Source organism: Syntrophorhabdaceae bacterium (genome assembly GCA_036504895.1).
Classification (GTDB): domain Bacteria; phylum Desulfobacterota; class Syntrophorhabdia; order Syntrophorhabdales; family Syntrophorhabdaceae; genus PNOM01.
Map to the genome: position 1 here is coordinate 1 of DASXUJ010000074.1, position 25,487 is coordinate 25,487.

The window sequence follows — 25,487 nt, forward strand, 5'->3', positions numbered from 1 at the left end:
ACCACCTCCCTGACAGCTCCGGCTATACGTTCCATCACCTTTTTCTGATGGGCAATGATAGCCCTGCCTTCGCGCGCCATTTTCTCCCGAAGCATATGATCGCCAAGAATATTGCTCATAATCTGAAAAAGCTCGTCGCCGCTCTCAACTGTGACCCCGGCGCCCTGCGCGACTATTTCGGCCGCGATCTCGCGGAAGTTCTCCACATAAGGCCCGAAAAGTACGGGAGTTCCGAAAAACAGGGGCTCGAGCATGTTCTGTCCGCCATAAGGCGCAAGGCTTCCTCCCACAAAAGCGATTTCGCTCCTCCCGTAAATGGCCGGAAGGTCTCCTATTGTATCCACTATGACGATTTCAGGCCTTGCGTCGGGAAGGCCCCTGAAGACCGAGTACCTCATCACATTAAACGACTCCGCGCACTGCTCCTCGAGGACCGTAACAAGATGGAGTTCTCTGGGGGCAATAAATATGCGATGTTCTCTGAAGCGCTCCCTTAGCTTTCGAATGACGGGAAGGAGGATTTCAAGCTCCTTCTCTTTTATGCTCCCGAAGGTAATCGCCTTTTCCCTGGAAGGGCCGGGTGCTCCGTCTTTCAGTTCCCTGTAATATTTCATATTCCCTGCCGTGAGCACTTTTGCGGGGTCCATGCCGATAGATATAAACCTCTCTCTATGTTCCTCCGACTGGGCGAGGACGAGGCTCACCCCGGAAAATACGTGTTTCATGAAGAAGGAGAGCCGCTTATATTGTCTCAGGGTTCCATCCGAAATTCTGCCGTTGATGATGATGACAGGTATATTCCGTTTTTTCGCAATCCATATAAGGTTCGGCCAGATCTCCGTCTCCACTATTATGAGGGCCCCGGGAGAGACGGCGCCGAGAAAACGTCCCAATGACCAGGGCAGGTCAAAGGGAAGGGACCGGATGCATCTTCGGTCATGGGATCTGGCGCGGAGAAGATCTCTCGTATAAAAGGTATTGACGGTAATGAGGAAATCTTGCGTCTTTTCCCGGTCATCCATGTAGTTCGCGAGGTTTTCCGCGATTACCGCTTCCCCCACGGATGCGCCGTGTATCCACAAGGCCCCGGCGATGTGGGGCGGAACAGCGTCCGGAATAAGCCTTTCCCGGAGGTTTTTCCTCATTTTGGGACGGGTGAGGGCAAAGAGCACGAAAAAAGGCAGGCAGATATGGATGAGGAGGTTGTAGATTATTTTGCACATGCCATTTCGTCCGCCTTCTCGGTCAGGGAGACGAGTCTCTCCTCAAGCTCGATCCTTTTCGCTTCGACACCTTCCGCTGTCTCATTTCTGGGAATAAAAATGGGATCGCCCCAGACTATCAGTATCCTTGAAAATGGGCGGGGGACAACAAACCTGTCCCAGGAATTGAAAGTTTTTTTTTAGACGCTCCGTAAGTGAGGGGCACTATGGGCTTTCCCGTAAGTTTCGCCAGCTCCACGATGCCCGGCTTCACCTTGAAACGAGGCCCCTTCGGACCGTCGGGAGTTATGGCCACATCAAAACCGTCTCTCAAATCGTGGATAATCTCCCTGAGAGAGGAGACCGTGCCTTTCCGGTAAGAACCCCGGATGGTGCCGAGGTTGAAATATCCCATTACTCTCGCGATAAACTCCCCGTCCCGGTGCCTGCTTATGAGTACCTTCCCTTTACCTCTTTTATTGGCAAAAGGCATCATGAGCAGCCTTCCATGCCAGAAACAGACGATCACATTCTCGCCTTTTTCCCAGATTGCGCGGAATGAGTCGCTGTACACATACCCTATCCTCGACGTTGCCCTGAGGAAGAGGAGGAAAAGATAGATGAGCGGCGGCAGTACTTGGAGCATGAGCATACGCTTCAATCGTTTAGACATTTTGAACCCTCTTTCCTAAGTTTACCACCTTCTTCTGGGGGCCATCCCTGAACTGCATTTCGTAAAGGTCGCTATAAGGACCTTCGGACGATATAAGCTCCTGATGGGTCCCCTGCTGTACTATCAATCCCGCTTCCACGACTATAATTCTATCGGCATTCATTACGGTGGAAAGCCGGTGGGCGATAATGATAGTCGTCCTCCCCTTCATCAGGTTCTCGAATGCTTTCTGTACTTCCATCTCCGATTGCGCGTCGAGGGCGCTTGTCGCTTCATCGAGTATCAGGATCGGTGCGTTCTTGAAAAGGGCCCTCGCGATGGCGATCCTCTGTTTTTGCCCCCCCGACAGGCGCATCCCCTTTTCACCCACCATGGTATCGTAAGCCTTGGGCTGTCTCAGGATAAAATCATGAGCAAAAGCCATTCTTGCGGCTTTCTCGATGCCTTCATCATCAGGTATGCCACCATAGGCGATATTATTCCGGATCGTATCGTTGAAGAGGATCACATCCTGCGTCACAAGGGCGATGTTCTTTCTCAGGGACTTTAAAGTCACATCCCGGACATCGATGCCGTCTACCTCGATCATCCCCTCCGTCACGTCATAAAATCTGGGCACGAGGTTTGCGAGGGTCGTCTTGCCTACGCCGCTCTTTCCCACCACGGCAATGATCTCGTTTTTACTGATCCTGAGATCGATCCCATTGAGCACCTTTTTTTCATCATACTGGAAATGGACCCCTTTGAATTCGATGACGCCCTGGACCCTTTCCATTTCGATCGCATTATCTTTTTCACGGATCTCCGGCTCCCGGTCCACGATCTCGAATACGCGCTGGCTCGCGGCAAGCCCCTGCTGAATGTTATGGTTCTCCCTGTTGAGCCTCTTTATCGGTTCATAAAGCATGAGGAGGGCGGCGGTGAAAGAAAAGAAATTGCCGGGCGTCGAATTCCCGGAGATTACTTCTTTGCCCCCGTACCAGATGATCGCTGCCATGGCGATCCCTCCTAAAAGCTCCATGACCGGGTGGGAGAGAGCCCGCACTTTATGTCGTTTCATGTTGATCCGGAAGAGGTCGTCATTTTCCTTGCCGAATCGTTCATTTTCATATTCTTCCATGGAAAAGGCTTTCACGATTCTCTGACCGGTGATGGTCTCATGAAGAAAATTGGTGAGTTTGGCTATAGATTTTTGCGTCCTGGTGCTGATCTTTCTTAACCTTTTTCCAAAAGATACAATCGGATAAATAGCGAAGGGGAGGACAACGAAGGCGATAACTGCAAGTTTCCAGTCCCGGTAAAAGACGACGAAAATAAGGCCCACGATACTGAAGGCATCGAGAAGGACCGCCGTGAACGCCTCTGATACGCTGGTCTGCACAAGAGTCACGTCATTCATGATTCGCGATATGCTCACGCCCGTGGGAGTCTTATCGAAAAAAGAAAGGGGCTGCCGCTGGAGCCGGTCGAAGACGAGGTTTCTGAGGTCCGTGACGACCCGCTGCCCCACATAACCCATAAGATATGCCTGCACATAAGTGAAGGAGCCCTTGGCCAAATAGAGGCTCACCACGCCGAAGGGTATGAGAAGGAGCATGTCCGCATTTTTTTCGAAGAAGATATTATCGAGGACAGGTTTTACCACGTACGCGGTGAGTCCGTTCGTTCCCGCCACCAGTGCCATAAAGACCATGGCAAAAACGAGCTTCACGCGGTAGGGTTTTAAGAATCCGAGCAGCCTAAGATATAACGCCATATTTTTCCTTCAGGAATTGGACCACCGATTCTCCTGCCATACCGTAAGAATCGTAGGTACCGAGCTTCCTTCTTATTTCCTCTGTCTTCCCTTGAAGGGATTTTCTTCCATTTTTTAACATATAGATCGCCTTTTCCGCAATATCCTCAACTTTTAAGCGTTGAATAAATTCGGGAAAGACTTCCTCTTCCATAATGATATTAGGCAGGCTGATGTGGGAGACCTTTACGATCATCTTCGCGACGGCGTAAGAAAGGGCGGATATCTTGTACACCACTATGGTGGGCGCTCCGAGAATGGCGGCCTCCAGCGTGGCGCTTCCCGAAGCCATTATGGCAATGTCGCAGGCGGCAAGTGCGTCGTGGGAGCGGCCTTTGAAAGGAATAATGGTCTCGTTCCCCCGGTACTTTCGGATCAGCATATCGTCCAGATTCTCCGCAACCGGAAGGAGCGCCTTGATCCCGGGAAATGATTTCTTCAATTGCTCCGCCACCTTTTCCATAAGGGGCATCAGCTTTTCGATTTCATTCGTCCTGCTCCCCGGCATAAGGGTGACCAGGGGGGAACCCTTATCGGCCCCTACCATGCGGAGGAATTCCGCCTTTTCCATACTTGGTTTCACTGAAGCGGCAAAGGGGTGGCCGATGTAGGTGACATCAATACCGTGCCGCTCATAAAGGTCCTTTTCGAACGGCAGAATGCAGATTACCTTGTCCACATATTTCTTTATCTGTGCAATCCGTGATTTTCTCCATGCCCAGATCTGAGGGGGAATGAAATAAACCACAGGGATATTGTACTCTTTGGCGAGGCGGGCTGCTCTTAAATTAAATCCCGGAAAATCGACGAGAATAAGGAGGGATGGCCGTTCGTCCGCCATATGCCGCCTCAGCGTCCGGTATGCCTCCCTGATATACTTGAGCTTCGTGACAACTTCGCTCAACCCCGTGAGAGAGATGTTTTTGTAATCATAGATGATGTTCACGCCTTCTTCCGCAAGTCTCGCGCCGCCTATTCCAGTGAATTCGGCTGACAGGGATTGTCTGATCGCCTGCACCAGGCGAAGAGCATGGATTTCGCCCGAAAGCTCGCCTGCAATGAGGAGAATTTTGTTGTTGAAATCCCTAGATTGAGCGTCGCTTATCAATGTGTTGATCGATGAGGTCTGCGAGCACCAGGGCGTTGAGCCCGTCCTCGCCCGTGACGCTCGGCTTGGCCTCTCCTCTTATGGCTGCCATAAATTCCATAAGCTCGAGGTTAACGGCATCACCTTTAAGACCTTCGTACACGACAGTCTCCATGCCGCCTTTCTCATCCGTGGAAGCGGTCGTGAGCCTGCCCTCCATAAGGTCCGCGCAAAAATATCGCCGACCCTCGAAAACCGCCACGGTCCGCTCGCGCTCGCTCGCCACCCGGCTTGCCGTGAGGTTCGCCACACAGCCGTTTTCGAATTCAAGCCGCGCATTCACCATGTCGAGCTTTTCACTGACGAACGCCATACCCTGGGCTTTCACCTCTTTCACAGGACTGCGCGCCAGAGAAAGGACCAGGTCGATGTCGTGGATCATCAGATCGAGGATGACGGTGATATCCGTAGACCTGCCCGTAAAAGGACTCACCCTGCGGGTCTCAATATAAAGAGGCGCCTTTACCAGGGCCGCGGCCTTCGTAAAGGCCGGGTTGAACCGCTCGAGATGGCCGACCTGGAAGACCAGCCCCTTTTCTTTTGCGAGTTGGATCAGTTCCCGGGCCTGGGACGTCTCCGACGTGATCGGCTTTTCCATGAAAAGATGGGCCCCTCCTGCAAGAAAAGCTCTCCCGATCTCATAGTGCGCTTCAGTGGGCGTCGAGACGACCACACCGTCGGAGTTGCCGAGCAATGCATGGTAATCATCGACAAAAGGGAGCGCGTACTGTTCGGAGAGTTCGGCTGCCCTCACCCGGTCCGTATCCGCTATTCCCGAAACCGTCACCCCGTCCATGGCAGCCAGTTTCTGCAGATGGATTCTGCCCATATGGCCCGCGCCTATGAGCGCGATTCTCAGCGACATATGCCCCTCTTGGAAGATTTAATAAAATCGATCAGGTCTTGGACGCGCCCCTTTTCCTCCGAAAACTCCTCCTGCACGATCTTGAGGGATGTGCTGAGAGGCAGGGACGACCTGAAAATTATGCGGTAAGCCCTTTTTAAATGGGTAATCTCTTCTTTTGTGAAACCACGCCGCTCCAGACCGACCACGTTTAATCCATATAATTTCGCCCGATCGCCTGCCGCGATGACAAAAGGCGGTACATCCTTAGGTACTCCGGTGACCCCGCTGATGAAGGCGAATTGCCCTACCCGGCAAAACTGGTGAATCGCACAAAGGCCCCCGAATATCACGTAATCGGCGATTTCCACATGACCGGCAAGAGTCGCGCAGTTCGCCATGATTATATGATTTCCCACTTTGCAGTCATGGGCAATATGGGCATAAGCCATAATGAAATTATTATCTCCCACCGTGGTGACGCCCCCGCCGTGCTCCGTGCCGCGGTTTATGGTCACGTATTCCTTAATCATATTATTGTCGCCGATAACAAGGGAAGTCTCTTCCCCCTTATAGGATACGTCCTGAGGAGGGCCTCCTATCGAGGCAAAGGGGCTGAGAGTACATCCTTCGCCTATGGTGGTGCCTTTCTGAACGACTACGTGGGACAGGAGGGTGGTCCCCTTGCCTATCTTCACTTTCTGTTCCACGACACAATATGGCCCTACATGGGCCTCCGGATCGATCTCCGCATTTTTGTGAATTATTGCCGTTGAATCTATCAATATCTTCTCCTTATCCGCGATAAATTCGAGTACTTTAACCGGCTGCGAACTCCTGGTGCGGGCCGGGCTATTCCTTTTTCAGCATAGCCATGATTTTTGCCTCTGCGACCACATCATCGTCGACCGTCGCAACCCCCTCGAAGACCCATATGTCCCTCTTATGCTTTACTACCTCAAGGACAAGCTTCAATTGGTCGCCGGGCACTACGGGTTTTCTGAATCGAGCGTTATCGATGCCGATAAAGAAAACAGATCCCGTCTTGTCGGGAAAGCTCTTGAACGCAAGAACGCCGCCAGCCTGTGCCATTGCCTCTACAATAAGGACCCCGGGCATTATGGGTTTGCCCGGAAAATGGCCTTGAAAGAAGGGCTCATTGAAAGTTACGTTCTTGAGTGCCGTGATCTTCTTCTCGGGCTCCCATTCGAGCACCCGGTCCACAAGCAAAAAAGGATAATTATGGGGTAAAAGCTTCAGGATCTCATTTATCTCAACCATTTGAATCCTCCAGGTGGAGTTTTTTCTCAATACCTTTCATCGTTTTGAATAATTTCGGCAACCTTCTCAGATAACCCTGGAGCCTTGCCCATTCCTTGTGAGGCATATGAGGATAACCCATAATAAGTGAATTTTCCGGGACGTCGCTCGTGATGCCCGTTCCTCCGCCTGCCTGGACGTTGTCCCCTATGGTAACATGGTCCTTGACCCCCGCCTGACCGGCAAGCACCACGTTCTTGCCTATCACCGCGCTTCCCGCGATCCCTACCTGGGAGACGATAATCGAGTTATCCCCGATGGAGACATTGTGGGCGATCATCACGAGGTTATCTATTCGCACCCCTTTGCCTATCCTGGTTTTTTCCAGGGATGCCCTGTCGATGGTCACGTTTGCGCCGATCTCGACATCATCGCCGATCTCGACAATCCCGAGCTGAGGTATTTTCGCATGGCTTTGTCCATCCCACATATAGGCGAAACCGTCGCTGCCTATGACGGTACCCGCATGGACCGTAACCTTTTTTCCTATTTTTGTCCCGGCATAAAGGGTGGTGTGGGGATAGATGGTACTGTCTTCCCCCACCACAACCCCCTGCCCTATATACGCGAAGGGGTAGACAGTTACATCCTTTTCAAGGACCGCCCCTTTCTCGATACACGCGAAGGCGCCTATGCTGACCCCCTCAGCGATAGAGGCACAATCGGATACCGACGCAGAGGGATGGATGCCTTTCACCCTCTCTTCCGGCTTATAAAAAAGATACGCGACTTTTAAATAAGCGCGGGAGGGATTTTTGACGAGGATCAGGTTCCTGTCCTTCAGGTCCTCAAGGTTGGTCTCCTCCCCCACGATCAGGCCGGATGCCCTTGATTTCGCCAGATTTTTCCTGAACGCCGGATTGGTAAGGACGGCAATATCTCCGTCTTCAGCCTCATTGATACCGGAGATACGGCCTATGGCCGTATCTCCGTTCCCTTTCACGAGTCCGCCGATATTCTCGGCGATCTCTTTTAAAGTCATCATTTCTTTGCAGGGGCGGGCCGCCTTCTCGCGGCATCGTTGAAGAGGGTTATTACTTTCGTCGTTACATCGAGAGAAGTAGCGCCGAAGAGAATGCCTGCCTGGCTTTTCTCGAGAATGAGCGAATATTTTTCCTTCTCACCCAGGCTCCTCACCACCTCTTCTACATCCTTTAAAATCTTTTGGGTAAACTCCATATCCTTCTGCTGCAGCTCGCTCTGGTAATCGTTTGCCACCCGCTGGTAATCCTTGAGCTTCGCCTGGTACTGTTTGTCCTTTTCGATCCTTGCATCCTGGGTGATCATAGCGCCTTGTTTTTCCATGGCGTCTTTCATTTTTTGCAGCTCATCCTGTTTTGTGTCCAGGCTCTTTTTCAGCCGCTCCGCCTCATCGGTAAGGGTCTTTTTTGCCTCTTTGCCCTTGTCCGATTCCATCATGACTCTCTGCAGGTCGACATACACGATGTTCAACGTCTGGCTTAGAGCTGCCATAGGCAGGAATAGACTGATCGTCACCGCTGCGATAAATAATATTTTCTTCATGATTCCTCCTCTTTAATACTGTGAACCCATTGTAAAATCGAACACACTACCCCGTTCGTCGCTTTGGGGATTAAGATTAAACCCTACTTCAATCCGAATGGGCCCCATGGGCGAGAACCATCGGAGTCCAACTCCGGCACTCTTCTTGGCGCCGCTCAAAAGCCAACCGGCACTGTCATCGAACGCGTGGCCTATGTCAAAAAAGAGTACACCTTTAATGCCCGCGGGCTGATATATGGGGAATATCCATTCAAAATTGAAATATAACTGGTTCTCACCGCCCACCGGGTCCCCATTTTGATCCCTGGGACCCGCATATCCGTATTTAAAACCTCTTACCGTGTTTATACTTCCTACATAGAATTTTTCATAAATAGGTAAATCCTTGCCTCCATAGGGCCTGAGTATACCGGCCACCCCCCTTACAAAGAACGTGCTGTCCAGAAACCCTGCCGGTATATATCGCCCATAGAACCCGACGCCCTTCTGAAAATAGTTGTCACCGAGAAAAGGACCGCCCGCCAATTCGTAAGATATTTCCGACCTTACACCCCGGCTAGGGTTCATGATGTTGTCAATGGTATTATTAAGGAGGTTCACCATTACGCTGCTTGTCGCCTTCGTGCCTGCCTGCTGTTTGATGGTATCGCTTGCAAAAAGATCAATATTCGATACAGTGGTGGTTTCATAGCGATATCTCAACCCGCCCCTTATAAAATCCGTGAGGGGTCTCATCGCCTGAACGCTCCCCCCAAACTGGCTGTAATCGTAATGATCGAGAATCCGCTTGAAATTATAAGCACTCAAGGCGGTTGAAAGGTTCTTATCGAATATGTAGGGATCGACAAAAGTAAGCCTGAACTGCTGCGTGATGCCGCCGATGGCCGCAGTCAGAAATGCCTTCCTCCCCGTTCCCAGCAGGTTCTCCTGAGATACCGACCCGGACAGGATTATGCTCTCGGTAGTGCTATATCCCACACCCATGTTGAGCGTGCCCGTCGGCTTCTCCTCCACACGCACGTCCAGATTGATTCTCTCGGGATCCTCGGTTTTCACGATTTTTAAATCTACATCTTTGAAATAGGTGGTATTTACGAGTAATTGACGACTTCTTTTCAATTTGGAGGAAGAATAGAGATCGCCTTCAGCCAATCTCAGCTCTCTCCTCACGACCTTATCGCGGGACCTCACATTTCCGAACACATTGATCCGGTTTACAAATATGGCTTTCCCTTTGGAAAAATCAAAGGTCAGGTCCACGGTGCGGGTCTCTTCGTTTATGGTGGTAAGGGGCGTGACTTCGCAGAAGGCATAGCCTTTATCCTGATACGCATCGGTAAGGATGACGATATCGTCCTGATATGCCGTTGCCCTGAAGGTATCGCCGGTTTTGGTCTTCAAATGTTTCATTAAGAAATCAGCTTCATAGAGCATATCGCCGGTAAAACTGATGGTGCCGGTCTTGTAGAGGTCACCCTCTTCAATAGGTATATCGATGGTTATGGCTTTCCCGTCTTTTGACACGGTCACGTCAGGTACTTTGACCCTCACCTTCACGTATCCGTTATCGTGATAGAAGGCTTCCAACCGCTTCCTGTCGTCCTCTATGCCTTCCTCGTCCAGAATGCCCGAACCGGTAATCCAGGAGAGGATGCCTTTCTCCCGGGTTTTCATGAATGATTTCAATTTGTCGGCCTTGAATGCCTTTATCCCCGTAAAAGTTATTTTTTTCACGGCTGCTTTTTCGGGCTCATCAACCAGGAATCTTACCGTCGCCTGGTAACCTTCTTCGTAACTGATCTCATAGTTGACTTTAGCCGCATAGTAGCCTTTGCTCGAATAAAGTTTTCGTATCTCGTCCATGCTTTCTTTGACCTTCTCTATGTTGAGCACGGTATTCGACTTTATTTTGAGCTTTTCCCGTATATCGGCGGTTTTCATATTCTTATTGCCCGTGATATAAATCGCTTTTACCGGGGGCCGTTCGATCACTACGAAAGTGATTATTCTTCCCGCCTCAGTTGTCTTTTCGTCGATCTGGACGTCACTGAAAAAACCGGTCCGGTAGACACTCTTCATATCCTCCCGGATTTTGTCAAGGTCGTAGGGATCATTCTCTTTCGTCTTTATCGCATTCAGCACAAAACCTTTATCGACGCTCTCGTTACCGGTCACTTCGATCTTGGCTATTTTCGGGGCCTGTTGTTGGGCCCAAAGGCACTGAGCGGGCAAAAAGAGAAATAAAGACACCGCGACAATAAAACTTTTCGTCAAATTGAGGAATGTCATAGAGTTTTTACGTTATCGGGCAAATTCATACAATTAGGAAAACTAACAAAAAAATGCCTCATTGTAAAGCTAAAAAGACAGAACGTGGGCTGGGCGGGCCGAAAGCCTGTATGCGATTAAGTGCCTTTCCTGCGTGCGGTACAGGCGGGGAGGTCCGCCCGGAGGGGCAGACCTCCGGAGGATCACCGGAGACCGTCCTCTCCTTTGGCCTCATTCTTCTTCAAGCCTCCCACCCTGGGATGGGGCCGTCCGCCATCCGTGACGGCGACGGCAACGAGAATCTCATCCGTTTTAGGAGCGTCATTCACGGAGACGGTCATTCCGTCGAAATGGGAACGGACGAAGGCAGCGTCCTTGAAATGGAGCGGGATATCCAGCTCATCGCCCATTCTGCCCATTTTCTTCACCGACGGGATTATCGACTTTCCGCCGCCTACCGCGTCTCTCAACGGGGTGCCCAGCTTCGGATGGAGCAGCGCGGCTGCATGCTCCATCTCGCCCTTTTCTCCTACGATGGCTGCCTTGCCATAGCTCTCCGGGGATCTACCCTCAAGGGCCGCTACCGCCCTTTCGCCGAGCAGCCTGCCCAATTCCTCCCCGTTGTCCACCAATTCGTCCAGATTCTCCCTGTACTCTCCCGCACAGGGGTTCCTGATGACGGCGATAGCCGCTACCTTTCTGACTGACTTCTCGCATTTCTTACTGCCGTCGGCAAATATGTCCTCCACGATCGTTACGAGTTTCCTGATCTCCATCGATCACCTCCGAATCGAAATATATTTTTTACCGCCTGAAGTGGCAACCGAATGATTCCCGAGCCTTATTACCGCATCGAGAATCGATTGCCGGTCCTTCAGCGCCTGAGCCCATGCAAGGCCTTTCTCCAGTGCCCTCTTGACGAGGGACTCGTCAAGGATGCCCCTTTTTACGGTGATCCATTCGTCGGCGATATCGGAGGACGGGTCTATCTCTGCCGCTTTCCTCCGCACCACTTTATCCGATTCCACATTAACCGCATTACAAATAGAAGTCGCCGCCGCGTCGGCAACGGCGGCATTCACGGCTAATACGGTCGCCATATCGGCGAGGCCGAGGGTGAAGCTCCGGCCCCCAAACCCGCTCGTCGCAAGGCCGCATTCCATAATCCCTTCGATCTCGAGGATGTGAGGGACTTCCGCTCCCCCCATGATATCGCGCACGCCTGCACGGATCGTTTTTCTTTGGGCATTATAGAATGATATGTCTCCTCCGTTATTGACCATAATAAAATCAAGGCCTTTGCTGCTGAGAGCCTCCCTCAGAGCATCAGCCACCGCACCTGCCACCGCTGCCATCGGGGTAAGGGAGCGCCCGTCGATCGCCTGCACCGCCGCTACCATCTTCCGCGCAACACGGGGCATTCTATCCGGGTTCATGATCCTGTAACCCTTCTGCTTCAGAACAGGCAGGCTCGCCCCGACGTCCAGGAGGATCCTGCCCAGCAGGTTTTTTATCTCCTCTTCATCGAAATCGAAATTGCCGCCTTCTTTTTCACCCGTTACTACAATACTCGCAGGACCGACCTCAATATACATCAGGAATCATTATGAAATAGGGCAGGCCGCCGGTTCGCGCGACGTCCTGTATCCGTGAGATTAATAGATTCAGGTCTCTTGAGCCTCGTGTGTGTGCTTAGGCAGAAGATTATTGTTCCTTTTCCCCTTTTGATTTCACCACCTCTTCCACCGGCCTCATAGCATCTATGTGGCCCCCGATATCTTTGAACGTTTCGAGGCTCATCGTGTATTCCACGGGAATTACAAAAGATGGAGTGGGAGAGAGATAGATGCTTCCCTGCTTGATCTCCTCTACATCGACGAGAAAGTTTATTCCTCCCCCCGGAAAGATGAAGGGTTTTGCCCCACCGATGGAAATCGCGACTTTTCCCGCGTGCACCGCCCGAGTGAGCTTGATAGGGTTCTTCGTCACTCCGGCACGGGCGGAGCCGCCCACTCCCGCCGCGAATACGGCGCTCACCCTCGAAGCCTCGCACGAATCTCTCAGGGTCTCCAGAAATGCCGAGGCTTCCTCGGTGAGGGGCTCTTCCATGAACCGGCCGTCTCTCATCCGGTAGAAGACAGCCTTCCGCCCCGTGGTCTCCGTAATGAGAAGGGTCATGCCTTCGACACGCTTTTCCGCGTCTATCTCCTTTATGACATCGAGAGGCTCCTGCACATCGGTCCCACCCCAGCCGGCCCCTTTGTCGAGGAAGTACCGCCCGTCCGTACTCTTTCTCCCCTTTATTGTCACGGCGGACCTCGTCTTCTTCAGGTATTTCCCTGACGGGTGCTCGCTGAAGAGGCCGGTGATGTGGCCGTCAAGGACGATCACCTCATCGGCGGCCTTCGCCATATAAGGGGCGAAGAGGCCCGACACCGCGCTTCCGCAGCCGACCCTCATATGCTCCTCCGACTTCCCGTTCACCTTCGGCGGCTGGCCAAGGGTCAATTCGAGGGTAGAGCCGTTTTCGACTTCAAGCTTGATTTCTTTGCCCTTCAGGAACTCGAAAAGGACCTTTGCGGCAAACATTCCGTCTTTCGAGGTGAGAATATTGACGCCCCCGAGAGAGAGTATCTTGGATCCATACTCTTCAGTGCAGAGGTGACCCACGTGCCGTTTTCCCTTTCTCCGGACATACACTTTCCTGCTCTCTTCTCCAAGGTAGAGGTCCGTATCGATCTTCAGCTTCACCCCACTGTAGCTGAGGGGGGCCTCCGTGACCACGGTGACCACGTCTATCCCGTCCCGTACCCCGCTCACTATGAAAGGAGAAGGCCTGAAATCAGGATAAGTGGTGCCCGAACCGATGCCGGTAATAAGAGGCCTGCCTATGCTTCCGTCGTCATGGCCCGTCCTGAGAAGCCCCTCGATCTCCTCATAGGTATGGAGCCGACCTTCCCGTATGATCTCGCCGCCTTTGTTGGAGTACCGCATGCAGGCGCCGCGAGACCCTTCGGGAATAGTGCACATGATAGGGCACGACATGCATTTCGCGCCCTCTTCGGCCGGCGCGGGCGTGAGCACATCATGGGGGCATACCTTCATACATGACTTGCAGTCCACGCAGCCTTCGTGTATCACGACCTTGCGGTCATCGATAGTGATCACTCCGAGGGGACAGACTTCTTCGCAGAATCCGCACCCCTTGCATTTTTCGAGATCTATTTTCATAAGAAGCTCCGATGGGGCAAAAAAGAGTTTCTTCCCTACCCTATTTTCCTAACCGGCGGCGGCGTATTCCTGCTCACCTGGGTCCTCGCGATGCCGTCGATCAGCACCATGGCAATACCGGGGATATCCCCCGCCTCTATGGCGCTTTTCGCATCTTTCCCCACCGAGCCCATAGGGGCATCGATTATCTGCATATCCGCGTCGTCACCCGGTTTTATGAGGCCGTGGGTGAGGTTAAAGGTCCTTTTCGTATTCCCCGTGGCGAAACATACCGCGATCTCCGCGGGTATATTGGACAAAGCGGAGACGAAATTGACCATCCGCCATATACCGAGAGGAACGACTCCCGTCCCTGAAGGCGCATCATTTCCAATGATCAGCCGGTGAAGCATGTCGAGAGATTTTGCGGCATCGGTAATCTCCTTCGCCATCAAGGGATTCCCGCAGTGGACGATCTCGATCGCGCATCCGGTGCGGCTCATCACCCGCTTTGCCTCTTCGAGGGAAACCGATGTGGGACCTCCGTTGAGGTGGCACGCCACGGTAGGATTGGCGGTCAGTACATCCTCGCTCGTAACCGTGGAGCTTCCGGGCACCGAGGTCCCTCCCACGTGCATGAGCACCTTCATGCCGTATTTCTTAGCCCAGTCGACCATGACCCGGGCCTCGGAGGCCTCCTTCACGCTCCCCAGGCCGATCTCACCCACAAGCCAGACACCGTCTTCGGAGAGCTCCCTGAAGTCATCTTCCTTCAGGCCCTTCTCCAGTATGAGCGCGCCTCCGTATACCTTTACGCCCTGAGGTCTCAGTTTGGCAAATGATTTGTGGGCAAGAAGAGCGAGGGCCTTGGTCCCCTTAGGGTCTGTGGGCCTCCCGGGCAGATGGACCTCGCCCGCGGATATCATGCTCGTCACGCCGCCGTGGAGGCTGCTGTCTATGAAGCCGATCATGTTCTGTCGCGGGGTGAAATCCCCGAATACAGGATGGGCATGGGAATCGATAAATCCGGGACAGACGGTCATCCCTTTTACGTCAATGTTCTTGTCCGCCTCGAAGGGGCCTTTTCCTATCTCGGAGATCAAACCCTCTTTGACTAAAATTGAAACCGGTCCCTCGATGAGAGGATTCCCGATGTCGCCGGTAAAAATTGCACCGATATTCGTGATTGCCAATGTCCCCATCAGACGAGCCCTCCTTATGGTTTTCTTATCTCTCCGACCCTTCTTTTTCCATTGCGATCTTCAGCCTTTCCGGATCGCATGGCAGCTCATTCATCCTTACCCCTGTCGCATCCCGTATCGCGTTGACAATGGCGGCGGCTTGAGGGATCAACGCAGGCTCTCCCACGCCTTTCGCCCCGTACGGGCCGGTGGGCTCCTCATCTTCCACGAGGAAGACCTCGATCTCAGGCATGTCCATGGAGGTCGGTATGTAGTAGTCGTCGAAGGATTTCGTCTTTCGCGGAATGAACTCCTCCATAAGGGCGAGTCCCATGCCCATTGCAATGCCGCCGTAAATCTGGCCCTTTACGTTTCTTACGTTAATCGCCCTGCCCACATCATGGGCGGCATGGACTCGGACTACCCGGCACTCGCCGGTTGCCTTGTCCACATCGACCTCCGTCATCTGAGTCGCGAAGCCATAGGTCGCATAGGGGACCCCCTGAGAGGTCTCGCTATCCACGCCCGTGGTGGGGGGATCGAAATAGCCCTCGAAAAGCAGGGGCGCCTTCTCTTTTTCGGATTCATATATATCTTTCAAGGTTTTCCCCGAGTAAAACCCCTGGGCCTCAAGAAAAGACCTCGCCTTGAGCGCAGCCTCATAGACCGCCCTGCCCGATATGTAGGTCTGGCGGCTCGCCGACGAAGAACCCGCGTCCCGTGAGATGTCGGTGTCGCACGGCGGCAGCACCACGTCCCGGGGGCTGATGTCGAGAGTTTCGCAGAGGATCTGGCAGAGCACCGTATCGGAGCCCTGGCCGATATCGCAGACCCCTGAATGGAGCGCGATCTTACCCTCTTCCGTAAGCCTCAGATAAGAACTCGAGGGATTGGAGACCCCTGTATTGCCTATTCCATAGTACATGCATCCGAGGCCGAAACCGGTAGTTTCGCTTCTCTTCCTCCGCCCCCTCCAGAAGGGCTCGATCTTCTTCAGTGTCTCCGGAAGGCCGGCACTATGGGAGAGGAGTTGGGAGGATGCGGTCAGAGACCCCTTCCTAAGGGCGTTTATCATCCGGATGTCGAGGGGGTCTATGCCGAGGATACCGGCAGCCTCGTCAAGCTGGGATTCGTGGGCAAGGGCGAGTTGAGGTACTCCGAACCCCCGCATGGCGCCCGCGACCGGATTGTTCGTATAGAACATCCTGCTTTCCACCGAGACATTGGGCACGTCGTAAGGCCCTGCCGCGTGAACCGCGACCCTGAGACAGACTACTTCTCCGTAAGAGATGTACGGTCCCGTGTCTCCCGTAATGCGCGCGCTCACCGCCGCAATTCGCCCTTCCTTGGTAAATCCAGTTTTATATTCGATATGAAGGGGATGCCTTTTCGTATTCGAGAGGAAACTCTCTTCCCTCGTGTAACGGACGGCAACGGGCCTTCCGGTAAGGTGCACGGCAAGGGCAATGAAGCCTTCCACGGTTACATCGAGTTTACCGCCAAAACCTCCGCCCGTTGCAGCCTGAATCACTCTGATCCTTTCTTCAGGCATGGCGAGAAGGCGGGATATCTCCTTTCTCTTATAATGGGTATTCTGGGTCGAGGAACAGACCGCCAACTTGCCGGCCTCGTCGATCCACCCTATACCCGATTCAGTCTCCAGAAACGCATGGTCCACCCAGGTGGTGCGGAAGGTTCGCTCGATCACGCAGTCGGATTCACGAAAACCTTTCTCGCTGTCGCCCTTGATGAGCCTGCGAAGGCACAGGCGGTTGCCTCCGTCATGAATCTGCACTGAGCCGTCTCCTGCGGAAAAGGGGTCGAAGACGGCTCCGATCTCCCCGTATTTCACCTTTATCTTTTCCCCGGCCCTGCGAGCAATCTCCTCCGTTTCCGCTACCACGATCAGGATCGGCTCGCCCGTAAACCGGACCCGGCCCTGCGCGAGGAAAGGCTGGTCCTTCTTTATGATGCCGTAGGAGTTCTCACCGGGTATGTCCGCCGAGGTAATGACCCTCACCACGCCCGGGAAGGCCAGCGCCTCTCTTGCATCTATGCCCCGGATCTCGGCATGGGGCCGCGTCGATCTGACGATGTAGCCATGGAGCATGCCCGGCATATCGAGATCGCCCGAAAATATGGGCCTGCCCAATACTTTTGCCAGCACATCGATTCTGTCCGCGTCTTGACCTACATGCATCATTACCCTCTTAATATCTCATCAAGCAGCGCTTCGAGGACCGGTATCTTATACACAAAAGAAGGTCTCTCGCCGCTCGCGAGTCGTATTCCTGAAACGATCATATCGATGGCGACCCTCGAAGCCTGCCCGCCCTTTTCCTTGCCTGCGAGATAGGCCTCCGCATCTTTCGGCCTGAAGGGTATGGGAGTGCAGGAGCCGATAGCCAGGCGCACCTCGACGAACCTGCCGGCCTCCTCCTTGATCGCCCAGGCCACTGAAAGGCGCGATATGGCCCACGCGGCCCGCTTCGCAACCCGCCTGTACCCTTCCCTGTAACCCTCGCACGACTTGATCTCTATGCGGGTAAGAAGCTCGTCGTCCCTGATCGATGTCTTGTAGGGGGCGACGATAAACTCCTCCAGCGCCACCCTCCTCGAGCCTGCCTCCGACTCGAGAACCACTTTCGCATCATGCACGAGAAGAGGGGCGATACTGTCAGCCGCGGGCGACGCGTTCACGAGGTTGCCCCCGATGGTGCCCATATTCCTTATCTGAGGCGAGCCCACGAGACCGCTCGCCAGGGAAAGGCTTTTGGCCTCGGTCCTCACGAGATGATCTTCGTGCACCTTCCGGTGGGTGGCTGCCGCACCGACCAGGAGGGTCCCGTTCCCATGCTCTATGCAATCGAGATCGGCCAGGGCGCCGATATCCATCAGATGGGCGTGGACCGAGCCCCTGCCCATCCGGACGAGAAGGTCCGTCCCTCCCGCGAGGACTTTTACGTCTTTAAGGTCCCTCAAGAGGGTAAGGGCTACTTCTTTGGTTTCAGGTCTCTGAGTTGAGAATTCCGGCAGCATATTTCACGGCCTCTATTATTTGAATGTATCCTGTGCACCGGCACAGGTTCCCGCTTATGGCTTCCCTGATATCCCCATCATCGGGATTATTGTTCTTCTTAAGAAGACTGTAGGCCGTGAGGAGCATCCCGGGAGTGCAATAGCCGCACTGCACCGCCCCGGAATGGATAAAGGCCTTCTGAAGAGGATGAAGGGCCTTCTCCTCCCCTAAAAACTCCACAGTCTTTACATCCCGGCCGTCCACTTTTTCGGCGAGGGTAAGACATGAGTAATGGGGCTCATCATCGATAAGCACGGTGCACGCCCCGCATTCGCCGATTGAGCAGCCTTCCTTCACACTCTTCAGAAGAAACCTTTCCCTTAATGTGTGGAGGAGCGTCTCAGTATCCTCCACCCGGGAGGTCACCTCTTTGCCGTTGAGGATAAATCCGATATCTTTCATAATTCCTTGCAGGCGTTCACACGCCGCCTAACGTCCCATTTGCGCCGGCAGTATGGTCGCGATTATGGGAAATAGGGTCAATATAAAGGTGGTCACAAAGATCGCGATGAGAAAGGGCGTGGCGCCTTTGAAGATGTCCTTCATCGGCACATCCCGCACGATCCCCGCAATAGTATAGACATTGAGGCCCACGGGCGGGGTGATGAGACCCGCATTCATCATAAGCACGCATATCACGCCGAACCATATTGGATCGAACCCCAGCCCCACAATGAGGGGGAAGACCACCGGCATGGTAAGGACCATCATGGAGACCGCGTCGAGGAAGCACCCCAGGACGAGGTAGATCGCCACCACAATGAGAAGGACCATGTACTTCGACACGCCCAGTGCGCCGATAAACGCGGAAACCGCCGCGGGAATGGTGGAAAGGGCGAGGAAATAGCTGAAAAGGCTCGCTCCCGCAACCAGGAACATTACCATGCACGTGACCCTGGTAGTCTCGTAGAGGCTCGACACGAACTGTTTCCACGTAAGCTCCTTCTTAAGGAGGGTGATGACGAGGAGCGCGATACAGCCTATGCCGCCCGCCTCGGTAGGGTTCACGTATCCGAGATACATGCCGCCGATGGTGATGAGAAAAACGAGTATTGTCTCCCACATACCCCAGAGGGCCAGGATCTTCGCCTTGAATCCGACCCTTCCCTCGGGAATGGGGGCGATCGCCGGGTTTATCTTCACCCAGCCCACGATGATGGCGATAAAGAACAGGCCCAGCAGGATGCCGGGGAGCATGCCCGCGATGAGGAGCTTTCCGATGGATTGCTCGGTAAGCATCCCGTAGACGACAAAGCCGATGCTCGGCGGTATGAGGAAATCGATGGTCGCGCCCGCCGCCACGATGCCGCCTGCAAACATGGGGCTATAATTATATCGCCTCATTTCCGGTATGACGGTCTTTGCAAACGCGGCGGACGTGGCGACCGACGATCCGCTGATGGCCGAAAATCCTCCGATGGCCACGATCGTCGCGATCCCGAGCCCTCCGGGAAGCCTTCGAAACCATTTGTCAAAGGTATCGTAGAGCCTGGTGGTGATACCCGAGTTGTCCGCAAACCCGCCCATGAGCACGAATAGGGGAATGATGGTGAAGGGATAGTGGGCGGCCGTCTCGTAAAGGGTGCTCGCAATGATGGGGAGGGCGGCGTCGAGCCCCGAAAGGGACCATATGCCGATAAAGCCCACGAACATCATGACGAAGGTGATGGGCATCCCGAGGAAAAGGAGGACCATGAGCAGGGCGCAGCCGAGTATGCCAATAGTGACGGGACTCACGAAACCCTCCTTTTGAACTGTGCGATTGAATCGATGAAATCAAAGAGAAGCTGGAGCCAGAGGAGCGCCCCGCCCACGCCCACGAGCATCTTGAAAGGCGCCCGGGGAATCCTCAGCTGATCGGTGACGCCCGTCTCCTCCATGCCGAGCTTGAACCCCTGCCACACCAGGAGGGTCACGATAAAGAGGCTCAGGAACATGGTGAGAACCTGGCATATCCGCTGGGTCCTGCTGTTGAAATGGGAGGTGAGGAAATCGACCGCCACGTGGCCCTTCACGTGCTGGGTGTAGGCCGTGCCCAGCAGGATTATTATGGCCAGCATATATTCCGAAAGCTCGAAGGTGCCTGCGATGGGCTTATTGAAAAAACCCCTTCCCACCACATCAGCCGTGGTGATGAGCATGAGGGGGATGACGAATATCATCCCCACCGTGCCTGAAAATCTGATAATTCGTTCGACAACCGTCCTGAAAGCTTTGAAAGCGCCCATACCCCGTTCCTAGATTTTCTTGAACTCCGGCGGGCATGCCACCAGGTTGACCTTTCGTTTTTCGCACTCCTCGTTCATGATGGCCACGACCTTTCTTGCGGGCAGTTTCTTCGCTTCCAGGTCGGCGACCCACTTTCTCGTCACATCCTGAAAACTCTTATACCAGAGGTCGGCCTCCGCTTTCGGAAGGTCGATGAGCTTGACCCCTGCCTTCTGGATGTCCTTCATGATGACCTGGTAATCCCCTTTATCGAGGCCGCCCGTTGCTTTAAAAGGATTCGTGCAGACCTCTTCGACGATCTTCTTCTGGTCGGCCGGAAGCCTGTTCCAACTGTTCATGTTCATTACCGTGCCTTCCGAAACGCACCCGAAGGTAAGGACCGTGGCATATTTGGCAACTTCAAAGAGCTTGTAGGCAAGGATAAGGGGCGGACAGGTGACGATGCCGTCCACCGTTCCCGTTTCCATGGCCATATACACATCTCCCAGGGGCATGAAGACGGGCTCGGCGCCCAGGGATTTGATATAGTTGGTCTGATGTCCGCCCGGTGATCTCAGCTTCATGCCCCGGAGATCAGCCATCTTCGAGACGGGCTTTTTCGTCCATATGAAGGACTGGATGCAGCCGTTCAGCTCGAGGACTTTTACATTCTTGAATTCGTCTTTCAGGGCGCGGGCGTAGACTGCATTGCCGATATCTGCCGCCACATCCTTGCCGTCAACCCAGACCGCGAGTGAGAGCACGTCGGTGAGGGGGAACCGCCCCGGGGTCCATGTGGCCGTGAAATAGCCCATGTCGGAGAGGCCTTTCGCCACGATGTCAAAATGCTCCGGTCCTTTGCCGAGGGCCGCTCCGGCATACATGGTATATGCCATTTTCCCGCCGCTCTTCTTCTTCACCTCTTCGAGCATGGGGGTCCAGACGGTCCTCACCTCCCGGCTTACCGGTGGGTGCCAGGTGCTGAACTTCAGGTTGGTGTTCTGCGCCAGAAGAAGGTCATGGTCGAAAAGACCCATTCCCACCGCCGCCCCGCCGATTAGGGCACTCTTCAGAAAATTCCTCCTGCTGAGGTCTTCACATTCTTGACACATTGCACTCTCCTCCTTTTTGTTGCTGCTCTCTACGCAGCGTTTGACCAGCCCCCACAGTATACCATTTTGCAGTTCCACCGGGAGATGAAATCATCGGATTTTATTCTTCCGAAGTGCTGTTCAATTCCTCTCCCCGCGGAGACCCTCCCTATACCCACCTCAGAGTAACCGTTTTTTCATCCAGAAACATCTTTACCGAGTCCATTCTGGACTTGGAATTGCCGTAGAAGGAATCCTTTTTCGAGCCGAGGCCGAAAAATGCATAGGGCTGCGGGATACCCGCGTTCACGCCCACGTTGCCCACCTCGCACTCCCTGATAAATTTCCGGGCAGCCTTTCCGCTCTCCGTCACGATGCAGGCGGAATGGCCGTAATTCGTGCCATTGATCCAGCCTATCGCCTGGTCGAGGTCCGTGGCGCGGAGAAGGTTGCACATTGGACCGAAAGCTTCTTCCCTCGCGATATACATCTCGGGGGTCACACCCTCGAAAATGGTGGGCGCCATAAAATATCCGCCCTCGTAACCCGCGGGCTTTACGTCCCGGCCGTCAAGGAGAAGCTTCGCCCCGGACTGGAGGCCCGATTCGATAAATTCGATGACCTTCCTTCTACCTTCCCCGGTGGTGAGGGGGCCCATCTCTACGGTGTCGTCGAGTCCGTAACCCATTTTCATGGCCCTGGCAGCGACAATCAATTTATCCCTGAATTCCTCGTATCTTCCATCATCTCCGATAAAGGCGACGTTATCCGATCCGAGACAGCGCTGGCCGGTCATGCCGAAGCAGCCGCGCAGTACGTACTGAACCGCATCGTCGAGCTTGGAATCAGGCATGATCACGATGTAGTTCTTCCCGTTGCCGTTCAATGAAGATCTTTTCCCGTATTTTCCGCAGAGCTCGAAAAGCTCCTTGCTCACCCTTGTCGAGCCGATGAGCCCCACCCCTTTCACCCTGGGATCGGAGAGGATCACCTTGTTCAGCTCCCGTTCGGGACCCATGTGGAGGAGGTTGGCCACGCCCGGAGGGAACCCCGTCTCATCGAGCATCCTGAACATGGCATCCGCCGAAACCGGGCACTGGCGGCTCGGCTTCACGATCACCGCGCAGCCGCACGCAAGGGCGTAGGGCACGAAGGAAGACCATGCATGCATGGGGATATTTCCAGGGGTGATAATAAGGAAAACGCCCATGGGCTCCCTCACGAGATAACAGTCTATACCGTTCGCGAGCTGCTCCACGTGCTCCCCTTTATAGACGCTGTAGAGGGCGCTTCCCGCGGCTTCTATATTTTCCATGCAGCGCGATATGGTACCACGGCCCTCATCGATCGTGCAGCCGTGATCCTGCACGAGAATTCTCGACAGCTCCTCGTGATGGCGGGCAAAGGTCTCCCTGAGATTGAAAACCATTTTTGCCCGGTCCCTGAAGGGTACGTTTCTCCACTTCTTGAACGCCTCGTGAGCGGTAGCGATGGCCCGCTCCACCTCTTCCGATGAGGCGACCGGCGCTTCCGCTATGACTTCACCCGTCGCCGGATTTGTGGTCTCAAAATAGGCGCCCGACAGAGGCTCCTCCCATTTACCATTGATATACTGTTTCAGTTTCCCGTAATGCGCGCTTACCTCAGGCAATAAAGCCATCGAATCCTCCTTCTTTTATACGTTCCCGGGAGCCGGTCGCCCCTTAAATCCGCGAGCCCTGCATCGCTCCTCGTCAATCCCGCGTGAATTATAAATCAGAACGTGGGCGGCGTAATAACCCAAATCACCACTACGTCCTCTTTCCCGGTATTGCCCCAGTTATGGGGAATCTGGGAAGAAAAATAGAAACTCTCCTGGGCCCGCACCTTATGCACCCTTTCATCGAGGATAAGCTCAAGCTCGCCGCTTAGAATATAACCGAATTCCTCGCCTTCATGAGAGTAGAGGCCATGGGAGCCTCCACCAGGCCTGATGACCGTGAAAAAGGGCTGCATCTTCTTATTCGTCACGTTCTTTACGAGAGATTGAATATGGGCATCCCACCGTTTGAGTTGAATGTCCACCCGGTCTTTGGCGCCGGTCACAATGTCGTCATGGGCCACGTTTTCCATAAAAAAATCGGTGATATTGGCGTCGAGGGCCTTCGCGATCTTCTTGAGCATCGAAATCGAAGGGTCTGTTTTACCGCGCTCGAGCTGCGATATTAAGGAGGGGGTACATTCCACAAGGTCCGAAAGCTCCCTGATATTCAAGCTTCTCCTCACCCTGAGCTGTCTTACTTTTTGCCCTATATCCATGTATCTCCCGTTACTTACGGGGTAACCGTAAATATATGTTAAATTATTAAGTAGAATTTAATTCATGTCAAGAAAAATGATTCAAGTATCGTAAGGCCACAGTCTCTATCACCCTGTTTAGCCGCAGACAACTTCGGATAAAACCGGATGAAGGCGCGTGAATTGAGAATGACTGCGATGTGCCTGGCCGGCCAAATACTCTCGGCGCTGCGGCCCGGAGAGCGTCCAACCGGTGGTGTCGCCTGTTGGGCGGAAGAGACGCTTTCTTCCGCAGCTTATCCGGTTTGTCGATGGCGAGAAAAGGGGTTTGTACTGAAACTGAGGATTTGCCAAGTATCACAACCATCCCTTCCAAAATATATATTTTTGCGGAATTTGCTTGACACCTTGCTCGCATCATGATAATGATTATCATTAGCGTTGTAAGGGACAATCGTCATTTCAACGCAGATCCCATATTTTTTTATCGGTTGTATGATAATGATTGTCATTTGCATTGTCATCTCTTTTGGATAGGGAGGAGGAAAGAAATGGAACAGGCCGCATGGGACACAAGGTCCAGACCGGACCGCAGAAGGGATTTCAGGGAGGCGGGTCCGGCGACCGGGGGGTGCCTGCTATGATCCCTCTCGGGCTCCTGAAGAAGGGCGATGACGCAGAGATCATGGACATAAAGACCTCGAAGAAGGAGCCCCAATCTCCTTCAGAAGGCGGGGCCGCCCGTGACGGCCTCTCCCGCCTGGAAGATATGGGTCTGAGGAAGGGAAAATGGGTGCGTATCCTCAGTAATGAGATGGGCGGCCTGCTCCTCGTGAAAGTTGACGAATCGCGCATCGCCATGAGCCGCGGCACGGCCATGAGAATTCTCGTAAAAAGGAGGACACTATGAATGTTTCCACCCTCAAAAAGGGGGAAAGGGCAAGGATCACCGGTATTGCAGCCACCGGTCCCTTAAAGAGAAGGCTCATGGATATGGGCATTTTGGTGGGTGAAGAGATTAAACTGGAAAAGATCGCACCCCTCGGCGATCCGCTCGAGATGATGATCAAGGGCTACCGTCTTTCTTTGCGGAAGAAAGAGGCGGAAGGGATTTTAGTGGAGGTGGGGGAATGAGCCCGATTGCCCTCAATTTGGAAGAACGGGAGACGGGTCCTTCTTCCGGCAGGCAACCAGTTATAAATGTCGCTGTGGCGGGAAACCCCAACGCAGGGAAATCAACGCTCATTAATGCATTGGCAGGCACGAGGCTCCATGTGGGAAATTGGCCGGGGGTTACGGTGGAGCGAAAGTCCGCCTTTCTGGAATACGACGGGGCAAGAATAAACCTCGTCGATCTTCCGGGAACCTACAGCCTGAGCCCTTACACGGAGGAGGAGATCGTTGCCCGCGATTACCTGGTCCGTGAGAGACCCGATGTGATCGTCGATGTGGTCGATTCCACGAACCTCGAAAGAAACCTTTACCTTACGGTGCAGCTTATGGAGCTCGATATCCCGATGGTCATTGCCCTCAACATTTACGATGAAGCGGAACAAAAAGGCTATACCATACGCGTGAAGGCCCTGGAAGAGATGCTGGGTGTCCGTGCAATACCGACTGTGGCGACGAAAAGAACAGGGCTCAAGGATCTTATCGAAGCCGCTCTCG

The 25,487-nt window shown here is 53.7% G+C and carries 25 protein-coding genes; 3 read left to right on the forward strand and 22 right to left on the reverse strand.

Annotated features, from left to right (window positions below; translation table 11 throughout):
- From VGJ94_10180 to VGJ94_10285, 22 genes are all read right to left on the reverse strand, one after another.
- A partial coding sequence (locus VGJ94_10180; protein ID HEY3276977.1) for a glycosyltransferase N-terminal domain-containing protein occupies nt 1-1,223 on the reverse strand: 1,223 nt, incomplete at its 3' end.
- Nucleotides 1,224-1,341: 118 nt separating this feature from the next.
- Nucleotides 1,342-1,875: a lysophospholipid acyltransferase family protein gene (locus VGJ94_10185; protein ID HEY3276978.1), complete on the reverse strand. Its 534-nt coding sequence runs from the start codon at nt 1,873-1,875 to the stop codon at nt 1,342-1,344.
- Nucleotides 1,868-3,631, reverse strand: a complete 1,764-nt coding sequence (msbA, locus tag VGJ94_10190; protein HEY3276979.1) for a lipid A export permease/ATP-binding protein MsbA — start codon at nt 3,629-3,631, stop codon at nt 1,868-1,870. Before msbA ends, VGJ94_10185 begins: the two co-directional genes overlap by 8 nt.
- Complete coding sequence (lpxB, locus tag VGJ94_10195; GenBank protein ID HEY3276980.1) at nt 3,615-4,778, reverse strand: lipid-A-disaccharide synthase; 1,164 nt, start codon at nt 4,776-4,778, stop codon at nt 3,615-3,617. The genes msbA and lpxB overlap by 17 nt, the downstream gene beginning before the upstream one ends.
- Nucleotides 4,756-5,682: a Gfo/Idh/MocA family oxidoreductase gene (locus VGJ94_10200; GenBank protein HEY3276981.1), complete on the reverse strand. Its 927-nt coding sequence runs from the start codon at nt 5,680-5,682 to the stop codon at nt 4,756-4,758. Before VGJ94_10200 ends, lpxB begins: the two co-directional genes overlap by 23 nt.
- Nucleotides 5,673-6,446: an acyl-ACP--UDP-N-acetylglucosamine O-acyltransferase gene (lpxA, locus tag VGJ94_10205; GenBank protein HEY3276982.1), complete on the reverse strand. Its 774-nt coding sequence runs from the start codon at nt 6,444-6,446 to the stop codon at nt 5,673-5,675. The genes VGJ94_10200 and lpxA overlap by 10 nt, the downstream gene beginning before the upstream one ends.
- A 67-nt stretch (nt 6,447-6,513) precedes the next feature.
- Nucleotides 6,514-6,942, reverse strand: coding sequence for a 3-hydroxyacyl-ACP dehydratase FabZ (gene fabZ / locus VGJ94_10210; protein HEY3276983.1), 429 nt, complete (start codon nt 6,940-6,942; stop codon nt 6,514-6,516).
- Nucleotides 6,935-7,966: a UDP-3-O-(3-hydroxymyristoyl)glucosamine N-acyltransferase gene (lpxD, locus tag VGJ94_10215; protein HEY3276984.1), complete on the reverse strand. Its 1,032-nt coding sequence runs from the start codon at nt 7,964-7,966 to the stop codon at nt 6,935-6,937. Before lpxD ends, fabZ begins: the two co-directional genes overlap by 8 nt.
- On the reverse strand, nt 7,963-8,505 hold the full coding sequence (locus VGJ94_10220) for an OmpH family outer membrane protein (GenBank protein HEY3276985.1): 543 nt from the start codon (nt 8,503-8,505) through the stop codon (nt 7,963-7,965). The genes lpxD and VGJ94_10220 overlap by 4 nt, the downstream gene beginning before the upstream one ends.
- Before the next feature lie 12 nt (nt 8,506-8,517).
- Nucleotides 8,518-10,794 (reverse strand): outer membrane protein assembly factor BamA, encoded by a 2,277-nt coding sequence (gene bamA, locus VGJ94_10225; protein HEY3276986.1) that lies wholly within the window; start codon nt 10,792-10,794, stop codon nt 8,518-8,520.
- Between the two features lie 182 nt (nt 10,795-10,976).
- Complete coding sequence (locus VGJ94_10230) at nt 10,977-11,549, reverse strand: amino acid synthesis family protein (GenBank protein ID HEY3276987.1); 573 nt, start codon at nt 11,547-11,549, stop codon at nt 10,977-10,979.
- 3 nt (nt 11,550-11,552) lie between these two features.
- Nucleotides 11,553-12,368, reverse strand: coding sequence for a hypothetical protein (locus tag VGJ94_10235; protein ID HEY3276988.1), 816 nt, complete (start codon nt 12,366-12,368; stop codon nt 11,553-11,555).
- Nucleotides 12,369-12,477: 109 nt separating this feature from the next.
- Nucleotides 12,478-14,004: a ferredoxin family protein gene (locus VGJ94_10240; GenBank protein ID HEY3276989.1), complete on the reverse strand. Its 1,527-nt coding sequence runs from the start codon at nt 14,002-14,004 to the stop codon at nt 12,478-12,480.
- Between the two features lie 35 nt (nt 14,005-14,039).
- Complete coding sequence (locus VGJ94_10245) at nt 14,040-15,185, reverse strand: amidohydrolase family protein (GenBank protein ID HEY3276990.1); 1,146 nt, start codon at nt 15,183-15,185, stop codon at nt 14,040-14,042.
- A gap of 25 nt (nt 15,186-15,210) precedes the next feature.
- Nucleotides 15,211-17,367, reverse strand: a complete 2,157-nt coding sequence (locus tag VGJ94_10250; GenBank protein HEY3276991.1) for a xanthine dehydrogenase family protein molybdopterin-binding subunit — start codon at nt 17,365-17,367, stop codon at nt 15,211-15,213.
- Nucleotides 17,367-18,203: an FAD binding domain-containing protein gene (locus VGJ94_10255; protein ID HEY3276992.1), complete on the reverse strand. Its 837-nt coding sequence runs from the start codon at nt 18,201-18,203 to the stop codon at nt 17,367-17,369. Before VGJ94_10255 ends, VGJ94_10250 begins: the two co-directional genes overlap by 1 nt.
- On the reverse strand, nt 18,172-18,645 hold the full coding sequence (locus VGJ94_10260) for a (2Fe-2S)-binding protein (protein HEY3276993.1): 474 nt from the start codon (nt 18,643-18,645) through the stop codon (nt 18,172-18,174). The genes VGJ94_10255 and VGJ94_10260 overlap by 32 nt, the downstream gene beginning before the upstream one ends.
- Before the next feature lie 27 nt (nt 18,646-18,672).
- Entirely contained in the window at nt 18,673-19,980 is a 1,308-nt protein-coding gene (locus VGJ94_10265; GenBank protein ID HEY3276994.1) for a TRAP transporter large permease, read from the reverse strand.
- A complete protein-coding gene (locus VGJ94_10270) occupies nt 19,977-20,471 on the reverse strand; it encodes a TRAP transporter small permease (protein ID HEY3276995.1) in 495 nt (164 codons plus the stop codon). Before VGJ94_10270 ends, VGJ94_10265 begins: the two co-directional genes overlap by 4 nt.
- A 9-nt stretch (nt 20,472-20,480) precedes the next feature.
- The gene (gene dctP / locus VGJ94_10275) at nt 20,481-21,563 is read right to left on the reverse strand and encodes a TRAP transporter substrate-binding protein DctP (GenBank protein HEY3276996.1); all 1,083 of its coding nucleotides are present in this window, start codon (nt 21,561-21,563) and stop codon (nt 20,481-20,483) included.
- Between the two features lie 148 nt (nt 21,564-21,711).
- Nucleotides 21,712-23,202 carry an aldehyde dehydrogenase family protein gene (locus VGJ94_10280; GenBank protein ID HEY3276997.1) on the reverse strand — a complete coding sequence of 497 codons (1,491 nt, stop codon included), beginning with the start codon at nt 23,200-23,202 and terminating at the stop codon, nt 21,712-21,714.
- A gap of 95 nt (nt 23,203-23,297) precedes the next feature.
- Entirely contained in the window at nt 23,298-23,840 is a 543-nt protein-coding gene (locus VGJ94_10285; protein ID HEY3276998.1) for a cupin domain-containing protein, read from the reverse strand.
- 544 nt (nt 23,841-24,384) lie between these two features.
- Between VGJ94_10285 and VGJ94_10290 the strand changes: the two genes are divergently transcribed.
- From VGJ94_10290 to VGJ94_10300, 3 genes are all read left to right on the forward strand, one after another.
- Nucleotides 24,385-24,729 (forward strand): FeoA family protein, encoded by a 345-nt coding sequence (locus VGJ94_10290; protein ID HEY3276999.1) that lies wholly within the window; start codon nt 24,385-24,387, stop codon nt 24,727-24,729.
- Nucleotides 24,726-24,953, forward strand: coding sequence for a FeoA family protein (locus tag VGJ94_10295; GenBank protein ID HEY3277000.1), 228 nt, complete (start codon nt 24,726-24,728; stop codon nt 24,951-24,953). Before VGJ94_10290 ends, VGJ94_10295 begins: the two co-directional genes overlap by 4 nt.
- The coding region (locus tag VGJ94_10300) for a FeoB small GTPase domain-containing protein (protein ID HEY3277001.1) at nt 24,950-25,487 on the forward strand (538 nt) is incomplete at its 3' end. The genes VGJ94_10295 and VGJ94_10300, both read left to right, overlap by 4 nt.